Source organism: Cellvibrio fibrivorans (assembly GCF_031457055.1).
In the GTDB taxonomy this organism is placed as follows: Bacteria; Pseudomonadota; Gammaproteobacteria; order Pseudomonadales; family Cellvibrionaceae; genus Cellvibrio; species Cellvibrio fibrivorans.
In genome coordinates, this window is record NZ_JAVDVX010000004.1 from 392,989 (window position 1) to 412,826 (window position 19,838).

Sequence of the window (19,838 nt, forward strand, 5' to 3'; positions counted from 1 at the left end):
AAAATCACTTTTTTGAAAACGCTAAAAACTTATCACTTTTTAGTATAGAAAAATAAGGATCTGAAAGTATCGTTTTATTTGAATACCCACTTTCAACAGCCTTTTTATAAAAAAATATAATATTTTCATCATTTCTCTCTAAAACAGAAAGCCTCAACCATACATAAGATAAAAAAACGTAATCAGGGGAAATTTTTTCAGCGCGATTTAGCATTTCTTTTGCTTTCTCAAAATCCTCAAAATGAATATAAGATAAAGCTATATATAGATAAGGTAAAATATCGGCAGAATTAGCAATAATATTTTTTTCTGCAGCCACTCTTGTTTTTATGAAATACTCATCAGACAACCCACTTCCACCCTCCATAAAAAAATATCCATCAGCAATATTACTCAAGTATTCGATATTATCAGGACTTAACCTTAGCGCATTTTTATATAAATTCACAGCACGCTCAAAATCACCCAAATAGTAATACATAACCCCCAAATTAGAATAAGCAACATCACTGGGCTCTAGTTCAAGCGCCCGCTCAAAAGCGGCGGCAGACTTATCAAAATTCCCCATGTACAAGTAAGCAGCACCAATATTGTTGAGCGTTCTAACATTGTCTGAAGTTAACTTAATTACCTTATTATAATTCTCAAGTGCATCCTCGTATCGACCATTACGAATCAAAAAATAGCCATATTCCTGATAAACAATCCAATTTTTTGGAGCATTTTTTTTTGCAGAAACATATAGACTTTCAGCTGTAGAATTGTCTTGAATTAAAGCATACGTGCCAGCCAAGGCTATTATTGCCGCTAAATTATCCGGCTCTTTCTGCAACGCACCCTGCAAATATTCTATTGCCTTATCATATCTACCAGAATCCCTATATAAAGCACCTAGAGATGCATAAATTGCTGAAAAATCACCTCCTTGCTCAAGAGCTTTTAAACAAAACTTCTCTGCATCTTGACTAAAACCTGTGTACTTGACAATCTCATTTTTTAATCGATAAGCCTCACATAAACCAAAATTTGCCGAAGAAAAAGTATCATCATAAATCAATGATTGATTGAAATTTTGAATTGCTGCATCTACATTTTCATTTGATAAAGGCTTACCTAAAAAATCCAACCCCCTCAAATAATAATCATAAGCCGTAACATCCCCTGTCAACCTCAACGGCGCAGGCCGAAAATTCTGCAACTCAAATTCATCCGCTAAATACCGCGCAATCTCCCCCACCAACCTATCTTGCAAAATAAAAATATCTTGATAAGTACCATCCAACTTTCCGCCAGCAATTTGCACATTATCTTTGCGACGGAATAAGCGGTAGGCGATGCGTAAATTATCGCCCAAACGCTGCACGCTACCTTCCAATCGGATAGGTGCATGAATACCTTCTTTTGCATCCACGATATACACATCGCGCATATCCGCTAATTGGGAGCGCACAGCTTCGGTTATACCAGCGGAGAAATAATCGGCATCGCCTTTTTCATTCATCAGATTTTGGAAATCGGCGATTTCTACATAATTGGCCGCGTAGCCCGGAACTAACCAGCGGGGGATAAAATAAAAACCGGCGACGATGAAAGCGAGTAAACACACCGTTAATGGGTAGCGGTAGGCGACGATTTTTTTATTGAGGCCGCGCAGGAAATAGAACAGGTGATCGCGCCAGCCGATACCGGAGGGTTTGATTAAGTAGACGCGAATTTTTTGTTCGATATTTTTTAACGCTTGCACACCCAAACGTTTTGCAGGTGATGAGAGAGTGAAGCGGATTTCGTCGTACACGGTTTGCGATATACAAATGCCATCGGCTACGGCGAGAGGTTCAAGGCGCGCAGCAATATTTACGCTATCGCCAAAGACTGCACCATCGCGGAGCATAACTTCGCCTTTGTGCAGGCCGATGCGCGTTTGTAGTGGCGGTAATTTTTTATCGCGCACTTCATTAAACGCTTGCAGGTGTTGCTGGATGGCGATGGCGGCTGCAGTTGCACTGGCGGCGGAATCAAAGCGCGCGAAAATCGCATCGCCGATAAATTCAACCAACTGTCCGTTTTGTTGCTCAATATGGGAAAGCAGAATTTTGCGGTAGTCGCCCAACATTTCTATCGCCATAGCCTCATTGCGCCCCATAAGGCGCGAGTAGCCGACTATGTCGGTGAACATAAGTGTCTGTTCACAATGTTGATTGTGTTCGGCGACCATGATGCAGTCGGCTCTCCGTGCGATAGCGTTTGGTGGTGAAAAAATGATAATCCTTGCCGCTCAAAATAGGGCATAAGTGGCGGCGATTATTGTGTGTTTTAGTGACAATAACAACAAATCAGCAAAAGAGATTCCACGCAGTGAAAAAACGCACAAAATTATGCAAATTTTGGCGCCAACATTAGCCCTGTCACACCTCAAGAGTTATGATGAGCATCACGCCAACATCCATAACAACAGAAGCCACCGCCATGTTAGAGAACGTACGCCTCTTTGCCGATGTGCCACCCGAATATCTCCAACAATTGGAAAAACTCAGTATTCCGCGCCGCTTCCCGAAAAACACGGTGCTGGTCACCGAAGGCGATGAATCGTCGCATTTGTATATTATTCGCAAGGGAACCGCGAGCGCATTTCTGACCAATGAAGATGGCCGCCAGGTGAACCTGAATTACATGCAAGAGGGTGAATATTTTGGTGAGTTGTCGCTGCTGGATGGCCAACCGCGCTCGGCGTCTGTGGTGACTGTGACCGATTGTGAAATGGTATTGGTGCCACGCGCGGGTGTACTGGAGCTGTTAAATAAACATCCGGTATTTGCGATGGTATTGATAACGGAACTTACCCGCCGCGTGCGCGATTTAACTGACAGCGTAAAAGACATGGCACTGCTGGATGTGTACGGCCGCGTAAGCAACGCGCTGGAAAAACTCAGCGATGACAATAAGCGCATCCACAACCCGAAAGTGACGCATCAGGATATCGCCAATATGGTCGGCTCATCGCGCGAAATGGTTAGCCGAATTATGAAACAATTATTGATTGGCGAATATATCGAGCAATGCCCCGGCTATATTGAAATCAAAAAACAACTGCCACGTTATTGGTAACTTTTTATTTTCCTATCGTCACTCCCGCGAACGCGGGAGTCCATTTTCGCGAAAGACACACAACCTATAGATCCCCGCGTTCGCGAGGATGACGACCAACCAGAATAAACAACCCGCATTTAGCAGAACTTCAGCTGTTTCTATTGCAGAATCCCCGCTTTGTTAAATCAATTAAACGCACCCGCCTGCACCAACCAAGCCTTCAATTGCTGCATAGGCATAGCACCAGAAACGCGCTGCACTTCCTTACCCCCTTTAAATAAAATCAACGTCGGAATACTGCGAATCCCCCAACTCTGAGCGATGGACGGAACCGCTTCGGTATTGAGTTTGGCGCAGCGCAAGTATGGTTCGGATTGCGCCGCTAATTGTTCAAATACGGGGGCGAAACTTTGACAAGGGCCGCACCAGGGCGCCCAGCAATCCACCAATACCGGAATATCATTTTTCTCAATCGTGTTGGCGACATTGCCGGGGTTTAACTCCAGCGGCTTGCCTACAAACAGTGGACGTTTGCATTTGCCGCAGGTGGGATTATCGGCCAAGCGCTCGCCCGGCAGGCGATTAGTGGCAAAGCAGTGGGGGCAACTGATTTGGGTAACGCTCATATTGATTCCAAATTATCAATAAACAATGGCCTTAAGATGGTCGCTTGCAGTGAAATTTTCAAGCCATATTGTTTCGGCGCTGCAAAAAAAAACATACATATAAAAAAGCCCGCCGATGCAAAGGGGGCACCGGCAGGCAAAAGGGTTTCCGAAAACAATGATTTCTACTGACGGTTGGCAACAGATTCTTGTGCAAACTCCCAACCACCGCCGAGGGATTTATACACAGCAACCAAATTCAACAACACTTGCATATCGCTCTGCGCCAATTGCGCACTCACATTCAATTGCGAACGCTCGGCATCCAACACGGTTAAAAAATCGCTACTGCCCACTTCAAAACGCTTGCGCGCAAAAAACGCTGCCTGATTACTCGCATTCAATGCGCGCTGCAAATCAATGCGCCGCTCTTCTTCGCGCGAAAAATTTTGTAGGGCATTGTCGGCTTCTTCCAAAGCGACCAGCACTTGCTGTTCAAACTCGGCAATGCGCGCTTGTGTGCGTGCGTCAGCCGCGTCGATTTGTGCATCTACCCGTCCGAGATTAAACGCTGCCCATTGGATACGCGGTGAAAATGAAAAGGTATCGGTACCGCTATTGCCAAGGCGAGTCCAATCCGTTGATAGGTATCCCAAACCCCCAGAGAAAGTGACACTGGGATACATATCGGCAACGCGGATATTATATTCCGCTACTGCACCGGCGAGGGCTTGCTCTGCACGGCGAACATCAGGGCGACGCTTTAATAAATCCGCCGGATTGCCCACTGCAAAAGAAGCGGGAATTTCCGGCAGGGATTTCACCTGCGTCAACGCAGTTTTTAATTCCGCGGTGGGTTTACCGGTTAATACACCGATGCGATTCAAGGCAACATTCACTTGCGCATGCAATGTGGGAATACTGGAGCGCGTTAATTCCAACTGCGATTCAGCGCGCGCTACATCCAATTGGTCGCCCCGCCCTACTTCAAGAAAACGCTGGGTGAGCTGCAAGGTTTCCTGCTGGTTAAGTACATTGCGCAGTGCGACATCCAACAAATATTGGTTGCCGCGCAAACTAATGTAGGCACTAGCCACTTCCGCAGCAATACTCACTTGTGCAGCTTGTAAATCAGCTTCGCGCGCAGCGAGTTGTGCCTTGGATAATTTCACCCCGTTGCGCACCCGGCCAAAAAAATCCAATTCCCAACTTGCATCAAAACCGGCTTGATAAGATTCACTGATACGCGAGTCAACATCACCCACCACATCAGCACTTTGTTTCTGCCGCGTACCACTCGCACCGGCTTCCACAGTAGGGTAGCGATCCAATTTGCTATTGTGTAAGAGCGCGCGCGATTCTGCGAGCGATGCCTGTGCGATACGCACGGAATGGTTTTGCTGCAATGAATCTGTAATTAATTGATTGAGTTGTTCATCATTTAATTGCGACCACCAGGCCGCCACCGGTTGTTGCTGATCCATGCCCTGTTGCAATTCAAATGCCGCCGGTGCAGCTGGCACATTGGCCAGCGCGCGCGAATCTTCTACCGATTTAAATCCGCTACAAGCACTGATAACCAAGGGCAACAATGCCAGGCTAAACAGTTTGATTAATTGTTGCTGTTTCATACTTGCACCTCTTTGTGATCAAGAGCTGATTGATGTGAATGCGGCTCATTTGAATGCAATTGGTTCTCTAATTTTTCTGCAGCTACTTTTTCTGCAACGGCCCCGTTGTTAACTAAGTAATTGCGCTTGCCTTCCAATTTGCGCAGCAATACATAGAACATAGGCGTGAAGAACAAACCAAAGAAAGTCACACCCAGCATGCCGGAGAAAACCGCAATCCCCATAACGCTGCGCATTTCCGAGCCTGCACCCGTGGAGAACACCATCGGCAATACACCCATAATGAACGCGAAGGATGTCATCAAGATCGGACGCAAACGCATACGACTGGCAGTAATCGCTGCTTGATAAGTTGCCATGCCACGCATTTCCAATTCGCGCGCGAATTCAACAATCAGGATCGCATTTTTACTCGCGAGCCCTGCCAGCACAAACAAACTGATTTGCGTGAAGATATTGTTGTCGCCATTGGTAATCCATACACCAAAGAGTGCAGCCAAAATAGAAAGTGGCACAATTGATACCACTACCATTGGCAACGCCAAACTTTCATACTGCGCAGCGAGCACTAAAAACACCAATAACAAACACAGCGGCAAAATATAAATCGCGGTGTTGCCTGCAAGCACTTCCTGATAAGTCAAATCCGTCCATTCATACACAATGCCTGAGGGCAACACTTCATCCAAAATTTCATCGATCGCATCCTGCGCTTGGCCGCTGGAATAGCCGGGAGCTGCATTGCCGTTAATATCTGCCGCAAGATAACCGTTGTAGTGAGCCGCACTTTCTGGACCGTAACTTTCTTCCATAGTCAGTACTGAACCCAGCGGCACCATATCGCCCTGTGCATTGCGCACTTTTAAGTTAAGCGCGTCTGCTGGCGTGTTGCGATATTCTGCATCTGCCTGGGCGATAACTTGATAGGTGCGGCCGAATTGGTTGAAATCATTGACATAAAGCGAACCCAAATAGATTTGCATGGTGTCAAAAATTTCTTTTACATTCAGGCCAAGTTGTTTGGCTTTGGTGCGGTCCACATCGGCATACAATTGCGGCACATTAATTTTGTAGTTGGAAAATACACTCGCCAACTCAGGGCGCTGCATGGCTTTTTGTTGCACCTGCGCAACCACTTCCGCTAATTTTTCATAACCCAAACCAGCGCGATCTTCGATCTGCAATTTAAATCCACCAGTAGTGCCCAAACCGCGTACGGGTGGTGGTGGGAACACCGCAATAAAGGCTTCCTCAACACCGGCAAATTTCATTTGCAGTTTTTGTGAAATAGCCGCTGCAGACAATTCTTTGCCTTTGCGCTCTTCAAACGGTTTTAAGGTTAAGAACACAATACCGGCGCTTGAGCTGTTAGTGAAACCATTGATGCTTAAGCCAGGAAATTGCACTGCACTTTCAACACCGGCTTCTGCCAAACCGATTTCACCCATTTCGCGGATAACCTGCTCAGTACGAGACAAGGTTGCACCATCAGGTAGTTGTGCAAAGGCAATCAAGTATTGTTTATCCTGCGCGGGAACAAACCCTTTGGGGATAATATTGAAACCTACCGCGGTAATGCCGAGCAGCAAGGCGTAAACGCCAATCGCCAAAGTTTTGCGACCCAATAATTTACCCACTTTGCCAGAATAATTACCGGATGCACGATTGAAGCTACGATTGAACCAGGCAAAAAAGCGGCCGAACAACTTATCCATAATGCGCGTTAAACGGTCTTTCGGTGCGTCGTGACTTTTTAGTAAGAGTGCGGCCAGAGCAGGGCTTAAGGTCAATGAGTTGATTGCGGATATCACCGTTGATATTGCAATCGTCAACGCAAACTGCTGATAGAATTGACCAGTCAAGCCGCTCACAAATGCAATGGGAACAAACACCGCCACCAGCGTCAGTGATATCGCAATAATCGGCCCACTGACTTCTTGCATGGCTTTATAAGTTGCAGCAAGCGGCGTTAAACCTTCTTCAATATTACGCTCAACGTTTTCCACTACAACAATCGCATCATCCACCACAATACCAATCGCCAATACCAAACCAAATAATGACAAGGTATTAATGGAGAATCCAAATGCCCACATCAGCGAGAAAGTACCAATGATCGATACCGGAACAGCGAGCAAGGGAATAATTGACGCGCGCCAGGTTTGCAAAAACAACACTACGACCACAACGACCAACGCCAAGGCTTCAAGCAGGGTTATAATTACGGCTTTGATCGAACTCTTTACGAAAATCGTCGGATCGTACACCACTTCATATTCAACACCCTGGGGAAAACGCTCAGACAATTCCGCCATGGTAGAACGCACTGCATCGGAAATCTGGATCGCATTGGCACCGGGTGATTGGAAAATAGGGATAGCCACTGCAGGGCGACTATCGAGCATCGCATTCAAACTGTATTCCGATGGACCCATCTCCACACGCGCCACATCTTTTAAACGGGTAATTTCACCGGTGGAACCTGCGCGAATAATAATTTCGGAAAATTCCTCCGGATTATCCAAACGGCCTTTGGCATTAATTGGCAATTGCACATCAACCAAATCCGTTACAGGTGCACCACCAATCATTCCCGCAGCCACTTGCACGTTTTGCTCGCGGATTGCATTGACTACATCATTGGCAGTGAGATTTTTCTCGGCAATTTTTTCCGGATTCAACCAGATGCGCATCGCGTAATCGCCCGAGCCAAATAAACGCACCTGGCCGACACCGGCAACTTTGGCAAGCTCATCTTTAATATTCATCAAGGCATAGTTGCGCAAATAAAGTTCGTCGTAACTTTTGTCCGGCGAAATCAAATGCACCACCATGGTTAAATCAGGTGAACTTTTTACCACAGTCACGCCGCGTTGACGGGTGACATCAGGCAACCGCGGCAGCGCTTGCGATACACGGTTTTGCACCATTTGTTGTGCAAGATCGACATCCGTACCGATTTTAAAGGTGACTGTCAGCGTTAAACGGCCATCGGTGGTCGCTTGCGAAAACATGTACAGCATATTTTCCGTGCCGGCCAATTGCTCTTCCAACGGTGTTGCAACAGTCTCTGCAATCACTTTCGGGTTGGCGCCAGGGTATGACGCATTGACCACTACCGAAGGCGGTGACACATCCGGATATTCCGAGATGGGCAATTGAAACATTGCGAGTAAACCGGCGATAAAAATCAGTAGCGAAATTACGCCGGCAAAAATGGGACGATCCACAAAAAATTTGGATATGTTCATGATAAGCCTGCTTGCATGGCTGCAAAAAAGTAGAAATAAAAATAAGCACTAGATCAAAAGTAACAGACGTGTTTGGAGACTGCTGGTGCATGGCACCAGCAATACTCGTTATACAAACACTATCGGTTGAGGTACCGAACTGTACCGGGGTATACGGAGGTGTACTTAGTGATTGGATGCAACCGCTGTTGCACTAATCGCTTGGGTTACACTGGGGTTGACCGTGCTATTCGGTCGCACATGAGACAAACCATTGACGATAATTTTATCGCCGGCATTGACGCCCGCCAGTATCACACGCTGCCCTTGGTAATGTTCACCCAGGGTAATCTCGTGATAGGTCGCGGTATTTTTTTCATCGACAACCAACACAAATTTTTTGCTTTGGTTGGTACCAATTGCACGCTCGGGAACTAACAGCGCCTGGATTTTTTCCGCCGAACCCAAACGCACATTGGCAAACATTCCCGCCGTCAAAGCACCGTCCTTGTTATCAAAAATGGCGCGGGCACGGATGGTGCCGCTATTGGTATCCAAGCGGTTATCGAAAGCAGAAATATTGCCGTTGTAGGTCACACTACTGTCGCTCGCGAGAATTAATTCCACTGGCATATCTTGCGTATTTTTGGTGTTGCGCACGAACTGGATGTAAGTGGCTTCATCCACATTAAATTCCGCATAGAGTTTGTCGTTAGCAACTATTTGTGTCAGCAGTGGTGCATTTGCACCCGCCTCCACTACGTTGCCAGTCGTTAACTCTGCACGACCAACACGGCCGCTAATCGGCGCACTGATATGTGCATATTCCAAATCAAGTTTTGCTTGGCTCAGTGCCGCTTCCGCTTGTTTTACATCAGCTTGCGCAACTTGATGGGTACTCAACGCGGAATCATAAATACTTTGCGACACCAGTTTGGCAGCGATCAATTGCTGCGCGCGATTCAATTCATCTTGCGCTAGCTTTGCGCGGGATTGCGCGGTCGCCAACTGCGCCTGGGCGCGTTGCACAGACGCCTGGTGCGGGCGTGGGTCAATCACAAACAACGGCTGGCCTTTTTTCACTTGCTGGCCTTCCGTAAACAGTACTTGCTGGATGGTACCGCTCACCAGCGGTTTGATGGCTGCACTCTCAACCGGTGCCAAACGTCCGGAAAAACTGGCCCAGGTGCGGATCTCTTGTGGCTCCAGTACCACTACATCCACCGCCGGGGCGGGCGGTACGGCAGCAGGTGTTGCAGCATCAACACCTGACACATAATAAAAACCCACAATACCTGCCAGTATGGCTGCAGCGGTGTATTGGTAAGCCTTGTGGGGAAAAGCAGATGGATTGGCGCTATTCATGGGAATCTCCTGGTATTCGTTAGCAAATAAATGACTATTTGAAACTCCTTGGAGGGGTCTAAATCGGCATTTGTGAAAATCATACATACCGGTTGGTATGTAGGTCAACAGAAATTTTTACGGTCTTTTCGCAAAAGCATTTTGAGGCTGGCCTTAAAAGCTATAAAACCCCGCAAAATCAATAGGTTTTGCAGGTTGCAGGTTTTTGCACTATTGGGTATTTTGCACCTAATACAGGTACAAACCGGCAAATCGCCGATTGAAAAACATACCGGCCGGTATCATAATAACCATAACCTTTGTACGAGAACCCGCGTCATGAGCCCCACTGATACCCGCACACTGCTACTGGAAACCGCGCTGAACCTGATCTGGAACAGCAATTACAATTCCGTGGGCGTTAACGAAATCTGCAAGCAAGCGGGCGTCACCAAAGGCAGCTTCTATCACCACTTTGAATCCAAGGCAGAATTGTTTTGCGAAGCGACGTCCCACCACTGGGATCACATCCGCCAGGATCTGGATTGCATACTCTCGCCGATCAACACCCCTCTCGAACAATTGGAAAATTGGATCCAATTTATTTACATCAACAAAGTGGGTGAAGACAAAGATAATGTACCCGGCTGCGCGTTGTTTAGTGCAGGAATGCAAATTGGCTGCGGTGAAACACGCATCACCGAAACACTGCAACTGATGACTGAGCGCGGCGCTAAATATAATCAGGCTTTAGTGCGCAGTTTGTTGAATGGCAATTATTTAAATGGGGCACAGGAAAAGGATATAGAACAGATTGCGCGCCTGATGCAACAGTATGTGCAAGGTGCGATTAGCCACGCACAGGTAACGCGCAATATCGACAATGTGAAACTGGATTTACCGCAAGGGATTTATCGTTTGATTGGGTTAAAACCGGAATTTTGGTATAGCGCGAAACCGACTTGGCCGCGCAGCGAGGCGACGGCTTAACAGCATCATTGAATGATAAACTCTTAACAATGCCAGCTGCTGTTACAGCTGGCATTGTTTGATCACGATTTAAGTTTAGTTAGTTAGTCTTCCACTCATCACCATCCAGCACACCATCCTCATCGCGATCAATCCCCATCCGTAAACCCGTACCTGGTGGTGCACAGGTAAAGGTTAAGGTATTGCCACGAATTGCAGCCAGTTGATAGATAGCACTCGCATTTATTGGTTTAGCCCGTGCTTTGTCAGCAATAAAATTACCATCATCATTCATAACTGCCGCAAATGATTTACCGAAAACATGACCTTTCACAATCAAATCACATTCCGGACGCGGGGTTTTTACAAAAGCACGCGCCATCAATAACTCCAGCCTTTCGCGGCTAGCTGGACGCATATAATTTTTGTGGTCAAGCGTTAATTGCTGACCAACAATCGGAGCCATCTCACCCACCATTCCCAAGACGTAATCAACAACATTTTCGCGATCTTCAGGTGTCTCGAATTGAAATAAATTAAATTCGAGTGTAAGAAATTGACTTACGGTATCAATAGTTCCATCACCCTGATAACCAAAACCGCGAATTTGTTCGCCAGTATGTTCGTAGCCATCTTGCGGGTTGCCAGTACTGCCAAACATACCCACCTTTTGATAAAGATTACGTAAATGTGGTGTCTTGAAATTTTCTGCCAAACCATCACCTTCCACTGCCATTAAACTTGATGAACCAAATTTTCCGCTAGCGTAATCGACGGTATGGCAGTCATTACAGCTCATCAACCCCGGGCCCGTACTTAAAAAATTAAAGAAGGTATTTTCACCAGCGGATTGAGATGCTGTTAAAGCATTATCGAGACGGCGAATGGGGCTTGGTGGATAAGTTAACTGTAAAGAAAAGTCGGTAAATTTCTGCATCTGCTCATCGGTTAATGGCTCTGCCCTACCCAACAAGCCGGTAAACGCTACATTAAAATCCTCGTAGGATTGCTCTTCAATAGACTCATCAGCGTCTCGGGTTTCGCCGGTGCGATCACCCCGCCAATGCATAGGTCCGTTGCCCGCCATACCACGTAGACTTTGGGTGGTCATAGGCCCTTTCATCGGATTGAAAAAAGGTTTGGTAAATTCGGGAAACATTTCAAATAGTGGAACATAACGTGCCGGGTTACTTTTAGTAAAACTATCCGGATTGCCAAGATCCCAAGCAAGATGGTCCATATCACCAAAAATGTGGCACCCAGCACAGGATGAATCGCCGCGACTGGACGTTAGATTGGCGTCGTACAAAAATGCCCTGCCGTTAACAATGGAATCAGGCTCGGGATTAAACAGGGCTAATTTGGCAACTTCGCGTTGATTTTTGGTGTTAATCATCGTCACCGAATTATCAAAACGGGTCATCACAAATAGACGATTATTAGCGTCATCCAGAACCAAACCGCTAGGCCCTCCACCGCTCAATTGGATTTGGGCATCTGCACTAGGAGTAAATGAATCCCGATCCAATGCGTTAGTTTTATAAACACCAATTTTTTGTGAGCCAAACCCTGCCACATACAATGTTTTGCCGCTATCTGATATCACCATTTCAAGCGGAGTGGCGATACTTAAAGCACGCTCGGCATCGGTGCCTATATCTTTATCATAGGATTTAATATGCTTATTCAAATATCGAGGTTTCACGACACCATCCTCAATGACAGTAATTCTGCTTTGCACAAAATTACCGCGCACTGTTGTTGAATTCGTGCCTGGACCTTCAAAGCGAATATGATTACGTGCATCGGTGTTGGAAATATAAAGGTTATTACTTTTAGGATTTACAACCATATTAAATAATGTTGTACCAACACCTTTATACTCAGTAATTTTTTCAGGTATTTTTACATTCGCATCAATAACAAACACATCGTTATCAGGCAGCGAAAAACGCACGCGATCATTCCATTTTTTTGGAGCCTCCCCCGTTAATGGATTGCCTGCATCAAGCCAATCTTGACCGTTAAATTTTACGATTAAGCCTGTTGGCACCGCTGGCTCACCCGCGGTAGTCATGTGAGGTGAAGGTTTTGCCAACCCACCATTGGGAAGATCGCCTTGCAGCACCGTCGTCTGGTTGCCCGAATTAAATACCGCGGCATAAACACGTGAGCCATCTTTATTAACAGCAAGAGCACGCGGTGTATCACCGAACAAATTTAAAATAGTCAGTGGCTTACCGCCAATACCGTTACCCGTGTCATTAACATCAAATACCCAAACGTCTGCACGACCAATACCGGCCGTTTTCAACTGCGGATCAATCGGAGAGTTTTGTCCTCTGTGTGCGGTGGTGATAAACGCACGGCTTTTATTTTTCCCGGCAAAGACCAAATCGCGCGGTTCATCGCCAACCAATAAGGTTTTTACTACACGCGGACTATGATCATCAAGGCTCACAATACTGATACTGTCGGATAGATGATTTACTACCCAAACCTCTTTCTTGTTGCGCACAGCCACAGCGACCGGCTCCATACCTACAGGAACCGAATGAAGTAGAGTCAAGCGATCATCCTCTACACGCAAAATTTCCAAACGATTGTCTGGAGTATTCACTGCGAAAACGAGGGACTTATCAGCAGACATAGCCAATGGCCGTACCTGTCCGCTTTCAAATGCAACAAAAGATGAATTTGCCGAAGCAACATTAAATGGAGCAAAAACTGATAATAAAACGGGAACTACTGCTGTATTAAATACAGCCTTAACTTTTTTGGAGATACGCATGTCAAAACCCTGCCTTGGCTATTGATTATAAAAAATTAAATTTAAGTGATTACACTTTCCTTGCGTGCTTAATCACCGCTTGCGTCCACTTCTCGCGTTGCTCCGGGCTTGATCCGCGCAGAGGTCCGAAAGAACTGATTTTTATTGGCTTGATGCCACACCATTCAAGAATGGTAATTTTCATCTGATTGTGCCCTGGCATTTTGTAGATCCAGCGGTAGTACCAAGGCGGCGTGTCCATAGTGACAATCAAATGGGCACTTCTTCCTGCTAACAATCTGTCCCACCACACAGAATTCTTGCGATAGCTAAACGCGTATCCCGGCAAAAATGTTCTATCAAAAAAACCTTTTAACAGGGCGGGTATAGACCCCCACCAAATGGGATAAACAAATACCAAGTGCGAAGCCCAGAGTATTGCTTCACGTATAGTCACCAGATCCGGCTCCAACTCCTGCCGCTGGTTATGTCCGTGGTGGAGTATTGGATCAAAATTGGCATCTCCTAACTTAAACAGTTTTACGTCGTGCCCCTTTTCTGCTGCGACTTTTACGTAATTTTCGGCTAATGAAGCGCAGTAACTATTTGAATCTGGATGACCAACAATCACCACAATATTTTTTTTCATGAATACTCACCTGCGTTGACATTACCTGCTTCATAAGTTGGATTGGGTACAGGTGGTTTTTCCTTGCGCATAAACCAAGGCGCCAACATGGAGATAAGAAAAATAGACATAAAACCACTGATAGTAAGCGCCAGTGCGACCAAGCCGCCTAAGTAAGCAATGGGTTTGAATTGCGATAACAATAAAGTGAGAAAGCCCAAGGAGAACAACGCAACGTTAAAAACAATTGACGATCCTGAGTGGCGAATTGCATACAAAAGGGATTCATCAATACTGGCATTTGTCGTTGCCAAATGGTCTTTCACCCGATGCAAGTAATGCACGGAATAATCCACAATACCAACCACAATAAATGAAATCAGCGCAGTGCCAATATTCAACTCAATTCCTAGAATTGCCATAATGCCGTAATAGCTAACCATAGTAGCTGCCAGTGGTAATGCCGTAAGCAGACCCAGTTTAGGCGAGCGCATCCACAGCATAAGCACCACACAGATCGAGCTGAAAGCCAACACAAAACTGGTGAACTGGCCTTTAATAATTTCGTGTAACACGCCGGTCCAAATCACCGGCGTACCCGCCACTTGAACGTGCACATTTGCCGGTTTGTTCTGCGCAAGCCACGCATCCAGATTATTCAACAAGGTTTGATATTCAGTAGCACGCGTTGTATTCATAGTAAATAAAACTGCAGCCTTGGAAAAATCGCGAGTCAGTACGTTATTTAGATCGCTACCACCGCCATTTTCATAAAGCAGAACTAATTGCGATACCAAATCATCACCGTTAATTGTCTCACTAATTTCCTGATTGGTCTCAGGATCTATCGAAGTCACTGTTTCGGTACGATTAGGCAAGCGATTAAATTCCGGATTCATATCATGCAATGCAAGGTTCATGCGCTTGATATAAGTTGCAATCGAATAGGTGTAAGTAACATTTTCCTGAGTCAATAAAAATTTATCCAACTTATCGATAAAGGCTACCGTGTCCGTATTCAACATTGCGTTTGGCTCGCTACCGGCAATCTCCACCCAGCCAGGGCTTGTACCGGCTATGTGCGAATTGACAAACTCATCGGATTTCCGGAATTCATTCGTCGCAGAGAAATAATCCGACCCCGCATCCTCAACCACAATTTTGGTCGCCATGAAGCCCAGTCCAAACATAACTAACGTAAAAGTAAGCAGTGATGCCTTACGATGTTTGATCAAACTACCGAAAAACGCCTCAAGTGCCGAACCCAGGCGTTCCCGTCCGGATGCTTTGGGTGAACCAATTTTGCTTTTTGCTTTGGTGAGATTTAACCAGGCAGGAATCAACAATAAGGAAATTATTTGGGCGGAAAACAAACCTACCGCCATAAAAATGCCGAACGATTGAATACTGGAGATATTGGTCGATGTAGAAAATAGGAACCCGGCAACCGTGGTAACAGTGGTTAATACAATCGGTGAGAACATAGCTCGCAGGGATTTCTTAACAGCTTCTTTCGGGGGCAGGCCAGAATTATGTTGGGTGTAGTATTCATTCATCATATGAATAGCATCAGCACCGCAAATAGTAATCAGGAACACGGGCAACGCGCTGGTGACTAAATCCATAGGTACACGAAATAAACTCATCATGCCCAGAGTCCAGATTGTACACATCACCACATTTAGCATAGGCAGTACAAATCCCATTGGCCTGCGAAAAAAAACGACCAGAATGCCCCCGACGATGAGCAAGACCATTGGGAGCAAAGTCGCCAAATCGTTATCGGTTAACTTTTTTTGCTCCGCAATAAAAATAGGTACGCCTGCAATGTAAACATCATCCTTAAATTCAGGGTGACGAGCGCGATAGTCATCGACCAAATGCTTAATTGCTTCATAAGCGCGCACCTGGCCGTCGGCATCATCTTGTTTAATAAATAATTCAACCGTGATCATGGTGGATTTATTATCAGCAGAATACACGCTGTTGAGCATTAGCTCATTGCCCATCACTTCCTGTTTGATTTGCTCGGCAGGAACGATTTTGTCGTGCAGGCTCTTGAAAATTTTAAGCGTACCATCCTGGGTAATAATATTGTCCGACGCTGCCAAGCCTGCCATCTCTTTAATCGGGTTCAACCGACGTGGCAAATAATTAACAAATGCTTTTTCAGCGTGCGACAAAGGCAGGGTTTTACTCAGCGCCATTAGTTGATCTGCAGCAAAAAAATCACTTTGTGCAAAACCATCTTTAAGGATGTCAGTAGCCAATTTTTTAAATTCGGAATTGGCCTCACCATACTTGCCAGCCAGTGCACTGAGATAATCAGCATCGCTTTGGGTGGCAAGCATCAGCTTGCGCGATGACTGGGTCAGCTCGTAAACCGCATCCAAGGTGATACGATTAAAAATATCCTGCTCGTTGTGAATCACAATCATGGCGGCATCAAACGTACCGCTAAATTCTTGCTGCATATCCAGAATAGATTTTCGTGCAGGATGTGTCTCTGGCAACAAATAAGGGTTGCTGTCATTGGTTAAATTACCTAACTGAGCAGCAAAAAATACTGTTATTGAAAACAGTATTAATAAAATCGCCTTAGCCCAGCGATCAACGAATTTTAGGTAGGTTTCCACTTTTCACTCCTGTCTTCATAATATTTTGTTGAAACAAGACGTCATCCAAACCTACGTCATAGCTAACATCACTAAAAATAAGATCTGATGCGCGGCTATTTACCAAATCACGCATTTCACTGTGGGTGACCGTCCAGATGTTTTGAATAATTTCCATTTTTTTCGCCTGAAACTCTTTAAACGGAATTCCTTTCGCATCGAAATACACTTGCTTTATCACTACAAACGATTCTTTATCGACCCACACATGAATTTTGTGGTAACCGGTGCGGTTAATCACCTCCAGCGACGCAGGAATTCGTTCAATCAGATAACTGGCGCGTTCATTTATGGTTTCTTCACCAAGGATTTTTTGTTGGTAATCTGTAATGCGTAATTTATCCAAATCGATATAGGAAAATTGGCTACCCATAAAAGATCCACGTTTATCAGTAGCGGCAATACGGCGCACCTGACGAAAGGCGGGCAAATACATCCATTGATCGTCTTCTCTGGCAGCGGCTTCGTCGTAATTAATACTTTGCAAAACCACACCTTTCACATCGGCAGGCTCAGTGAAACTCAAGGTGAGCTTGTCATCTTTACCGTAATCTTTTTGCAGAAATAATAGATTGCGTGTACGTGCTGACCCATTTTTTTCTTTTAATACCAAGCTGGCTTTGGCGTAGTTATCAGCACCATCAGCGCGGTTACGTACCTTACTTAATATGTCATCAGCGGTTAATTCAGCCGTATGCGCAACTGATGAAATCATCAGTAACATGCCGATGCCAACTAATTTTCGGGAAAACATTACCATCTCCTTTGTGAATCACACGATATGAAAAAAATTAATTAAATTAAAAATTGCGCTGCACTTTTAGCCAGACACGGTCTTTGCTTTCAAATTGGCCAAATACGCCGCCGACAACACCGCTAAACCAATCTGCACCGAGCGAGTAGGCCCAGCGATCGTCGGGGCGCCAGGTAGTTCTTATTTGCAATAGCTGTTCATTGCTCTCTTCAATAAAGCGTGCGATTGCAATACGCGAATCCAAACGGCCGGAAAAGGATTGACCAGTGGCGGAGAAAGTGACTAATGGTTGATGTTCCATGACACTAAGCTCTGAGTTCCAGTTATCAATGTAACGATCATTAGCCTGAGCGGAAAACAACCAATCGCGCCAGCTATAATCAATTCCCACTAACGCATTAACGGTTGTCTGTTCGATCAGCCCACCCGCTGCATCAAGAATTCCAAGCATATAAATGCTGTCAGGAATTACTGCCACTTCAGAGCGCAATACAAAACCGTTTCCCAGTGCGTATGCAGATGCAGCACCAAGCATTGTTTGACGGTGATATTCAGGCTGCAAATTGGCGATAATGTTGCTCTCATCATCTAACGCATACATTTGTCGATACACGGGATTATCATCCCAGCCATACAACGCAAAAAAATTGAGATCAATTCCGGAAGAACTGCGTGCGAGCTGCATCCCGAACTCACCATTATTAAAACTGCGGCCGGGTTGGTCCTCTGGTAGCAGGGTAAACATTTGAAGCAGTGCAGGATCAAGCGTTGTGTATTCGTATTCGCTGCCCGGCTTAGCAAAATCGTTAGGTTCAAAAAACGGGATATATAGTGTTTGCAGAGACCAATCAGCCAAATAATATTCACCCTTCAACATCAAAACCGGTTTGCGATAATCATTTAAATCCGGCAAGACAAAATCGCGGTAATCCAGCGGGTTTACCAGATCGACCACACGCAGGTTATCGGCCTTACCCCAGACTACTTGTTGTAAACCGAAGCTGATATTCCAATCATGAATGTCTTTTGCGATGTAGAGCTCTCGCCAATCGGCGCTCCACTCATAGGCATCGCGCGCTGACTCGCTGTATTCGCTACTGTTGTAAGCATCATTCCAACGTGCACGCCCCTCACCCGTGAGAGAGTACTGAGCAGTATCCTGCGTAAACTTGAGGATAAAGTCACCGCCCTGCTCACTGAAGTCTGGTTCTGCACCGTCGATATGTGCAGCGAGATTTAGCCCGACAGCAGCATCCCACTCGATCTCTTGCGCATTTATCGATAACGACAAACTTGTAATACTTGCGACTAACGCTCTTAAACACCACATGTAAAACCACCATCGATAGTAAAGCTTTGAGCGGTAATACTGCTCGCCTCATTTGAGGCCAAAAATAGAATCAAGTTTGCAACATCCTCGCTTTTAGTTAGGCGCTTAAGTGGAATTTTCTTTTTGGCATTGCGCAGCATTTGCTCTGGATCAACCCCAATTTTTTCTGCATTCAGCGCAATTTCATTGCGCAACATGGGTGTGTCAACCCAAGCAGGCAAGACAGCATTTACAGTGATTTTTCGTGGGGCAACGTCCAGTGCAAGACTTTTAGTGAAACCCAGCAGCGCATGTTTGGACGTGCAATAGGCGGTATTGCGCACATTACCCGCACGACCAAGAATCGACGACACGTTAATAATGCGCCCACCATCAGGCATATAGGTCAATGACTCTATGGTGGTGTGATAAGTGCCATGTAAGTTGACTCCCAACACCTTATGCCAGATGTCGATTTCATCCGGATCATTTTCATCGGCCACACCAGCGCTATTTACCAAAACATCAACACGTTCAAGACGCGTGAGCAATGGCTGCAAACATTCACGTAGAGAATTGTTATCGGCAATATTGGCTACACAGGTAAGTATCTGCGTACGTGGATACAACTGCGTTAACTCATCAGCAAATTGTTGCAAAGTGTCAGCAGCAATATCCAACAAAATAATCGCGGTGATATTTCGCTCACAGAGTAATTTTGCAGTTGCGGCACCTATACCAGCGGCGGCTCCGGTAACGATGGCCGTTTTTTGATTGAAACTCATATCCTTTGTGCTCGTAGATTAAAATTAAAATTCGTACATTAACTCATTAAA

Annotated in this window: 13 protein-coding genes; 2 read left to right on the plus strand and 11 right to left on the minus strand. The window is 45.6% G+C overall.

All coding sequences use genetic code 11. The features are described from left to right. Nucleotides 1-4: 4 nt before the first annotated feature. Nucleotides 5-2,215, minus strand: coding sequence for a tetratricopeptide repeat protein (locus J2X05_RS12970; protein WP_310073089.1), 2,211 nt, complete (start codon nt 2,213-2,215; stop codon nt 5-7). A gap of 251 nt (nt 2,216-2,466) precedes the next feature. Here J2X05_RS12970 and J2X05_RS12975 point away from each other — a divergent pair, with 251 nt between their 5' ends. Continuing rightward, nucleotides 2,467-3,105, plus strand: coding sequence for a Crp/Fnr family transcriptional regulator (locus J2X05_RS12975; RefSeq protein ID WP_310073091.1), 639 nt, complete (start codon nt 2,467-2,469; stop codon nt 3,103-3,105). A 167-nt stretch (nt 3,106-3,272) separates the two neighbouring features. On the opposite strand, the gene trxC is transcribed toward J2X05_RS12975, so the two are convergent. The 4 genes from trxC to J2X05_RS12995 all read right to left on the minus strand — a co-directional run bounded on the left by trxC (nt 3,273) and on the right by J2X05_RS12995 (nt 9,918). Beyond that, on the minus strand, nt 3,273-3,713 hold the full coding sequence (trxC, locus tag J2X05_RS12980; RefSeq protein WP_310073093.1) for a thioredoxin TrxC: 441 nt from the start codon (nt 3,711-3,713) through the stop codon (nt 3,273-3,275). 164 nt (nt 3,714-3,877) lie between these two features. Further along, nucleotides 3,878-5,323: an efflux transporter outer membrane subunit gene (locus J2X05_RS12985; RefSeq protein WP_310073095.1), complete on the minus strand. Its 1,446-nt coding sequence runs from the start codon at nt 5,321-5,323 to the stop codon at nt 3,878-3,880. Next, nucleotides 5,320-8,574, minus strand: coding sequence for an efflux RND transporter permease subunit (locus J2X05_RS12990; protein WP_310073097.1), 3,255 nt, complete (start codon nt 8,572-8,574; stop codon nt 5,320-5,322). Before J2X05_RS12990 ends, J2X05_RS12985 begins: the two co-directional genes overlap by 4 nt. Nucleotides 8,575-8,739: 165 nt before the next feature. Continuing rightward, nucleotides 8,740-9,918 carry an efflux RND transporter periplasmic adaptor subunit gene (locus J2X05_RS12995; RefSeq protein WP_310073099.1) on the minus strand — a complete coding sequence of 393 codons (1,179 nt, stop codon included), beginning with the start codon at nt 9,916-9,918 and terminating at the stop codon, nt 8,740-8,742. A gap of 318 nt (nt 9,919-10,236) precedes the next feature. Between J2X05_RS12995 and J2X05_RS13000 the strand changes: the two genes are divergently transcribed. Then, on the plus strand, nt 10,237-10,887 hold the full coding sequence (locus J2X05_RS13000) for a TetR/AcrR family transcriptional regulator (protein ID WP_310073102.1): 651 nt from the start codon (nt 10,237-10,239) through the stop codon (nt 10,885-10,887). 79 nt (nt 10,888-10,966) lie between these two features. Here the strand turns inward: J2X05_RS13000 and J2X05_RS13005 are convergent, their stop codons facing one another. From J2X05_RS13005 to J2X05_RS13030, 6 genes are read right to left on the minus strand one after another with little or no spacing between them, the layout of a single operon-like run. After that, entirely contained in the window at nt 10,967-13,657 is a 2,691-nt protein-coding gene (locus J2X05_RS13005) for a YncE family protein (RefSeq protein ID WP_310073104.1), read from the minus strand. Nucleotides 13,658-13,706: 49 nt separating this feature from the next. Then, a complete protein-coding gene (locus J2X05_RS13010) occupies nt 13,707-14,285 on the minus strand; it encodes an NAD(P)H-dependent oxidoreductase (protein WP_310073106.1) in 579 nt (192 codons plus the stop codon). Further along, complete coding sequence (locus J2X05_RS13015) at nt 14,282-16,900, minus strand: efflux RND transporter permease subunit (RefSeq protein ID WP_310073108.1); 2,619 nt, start codon at nt 16,898-16,900, stop codon at nt 14,282-14,284. Before J2X05_RS13015 ends, J2X05_RS13010 begins: the two co-directional genes overlap by 4 nt. Continuing rightward, nucleotides 16,875-17,693: an outer membrane lipoprotein-sorting protein gene (locus J2X05_RS13020; RefSeq protein WP_310073111.1), complete on the minus strand. Its 819-nt coding sequence runs from the start codon at nt 17,691-17,693 to the stop codon at nt 16,875-16,877. The genes J2X05_RS13015 and J2X05_RS13020 overlap by 26 nt, the downstream gene beginning before the upstream one ends. 46 nt (nt 17,694-17,739) lie before the next feature. Then, complete coding sequence (locus J2X05_RS13025; protein WP_310073113.1) at nt 17,740-19,023, minus strand: DUF1302 domain-containing protein; 1,284 nt, start codon at nt 19,021-19,023, stop codon at nt 17,740-17,742. Then, nucleotides 19,011-19,787 (minus strand): SDR family NAD(P)-dependent oxidoreductase, encoded by a 777-nt coding sequence (locus tag J2X05_RS13030; protein ID WP_310073116.1) that lies wholly within the window; start codon nt 19,785-19,787, stop codon nt 19,011-19,013. The genes J2X05_RS13025 and J2X05_RS13030 overlap by 13 nt, the downstream gene beginning before the upstream one ends. Nucleotides 19,788-19,838: the final 51 nt, after the last annotated feature.

What these genes read in the sequence shown, in the direction of transcription:
- J2X05_RS12970 (WP_310073089.1), bottom strand. Translation starts at nt 2,215, where the DNA reads ATGGTCGCCGAACACAATCAACATTGTGAACAGACACTTATGTTCACC.
- J2X05_RS12975 (WP_310073091.1), top strand. Translation starts at nt 2,467, where the DNA reads ATGTTAGAGAACGTACGCCTCTTTGCCGATGTGCCACCCGAATATCTC.
- trxC (WP_310073093.1), bottom strand. Translation starts at nt 3,713, where the DNA reads ATGAGCGTTACCCAAATCAGTTGCCCCCACTGCTTTGCCACTAATCGC.
- J2X05_RS12985 (WP_310073095.1), bottom strand. Translation starts at nt 5,323, where the DNA reads ATGAAACAGCAACAATTAATCAAACTGTTTAGCCTGGCATTGTTGCCC.
- J2X05_RS12990 (WP_310073097.1), bottom strand. Translation starts at nt 8,574, where the DNA reads ATGAACATATCCAAATTTTTTGTGGATCGTCCCATTTTTGCCGGCGTA.
- J2X05_RS12995 (WP_310073099.1), bottom strand. Translation starts at nt 9,918, where the DNA reads ATGAATAGCGCCAATCCATCTGCTTTTCCCCACAAGGCTTACCAATAC.
- J2X05_RS13000 (WP_310073102.1), top strand. Translation starts at nt 10,237, where the DNA reads ATGAGCCCCACTGATACCCGCACACTGCTACTGGAAACCGCGCTGAAC.
- J2X05_RS13005 (WP_310073104.1), bottom strand. Translation starts at nt 13,657, where the DNA reads ATGCGTATCTCCAAAAAAGTTAAGGCTGTATTTAATACAGCAGTAGTT.
- J2X05_RS13010 (WP_310073106.1), bottom strand. Translation starts at nt 14,285, where the DNA reads ATGAAAAAAAATATTGTGGTGATTGTTGGTCATCCAGATTCAAATAGT.
- J2X05_RS13020 (WP_310073111.1), bottom strand. Translation starts at nt 17,693, where the DNA reads ATGTTTTCCCGAAAATTAGTTGGCATCGGCATGTTACTGATGATTTCA.
- J2X05_RS13025 (WP_310073113.1), bottom strand. Translation starts at nt 19,023, where the DNA reads ATGTGGTGTTTAAGAGCGTTAGTCGCAAGTATTACAAGTTTGTCGTTA.
- J2X05_RS13030 (WP_310073116.1), bottom strand. Translation starts at nt 19,787, where the DNA reads ATGAGTTTCAATCAAAAAACGGCCATCGTTACCGGAGCCGCCGCTGGT.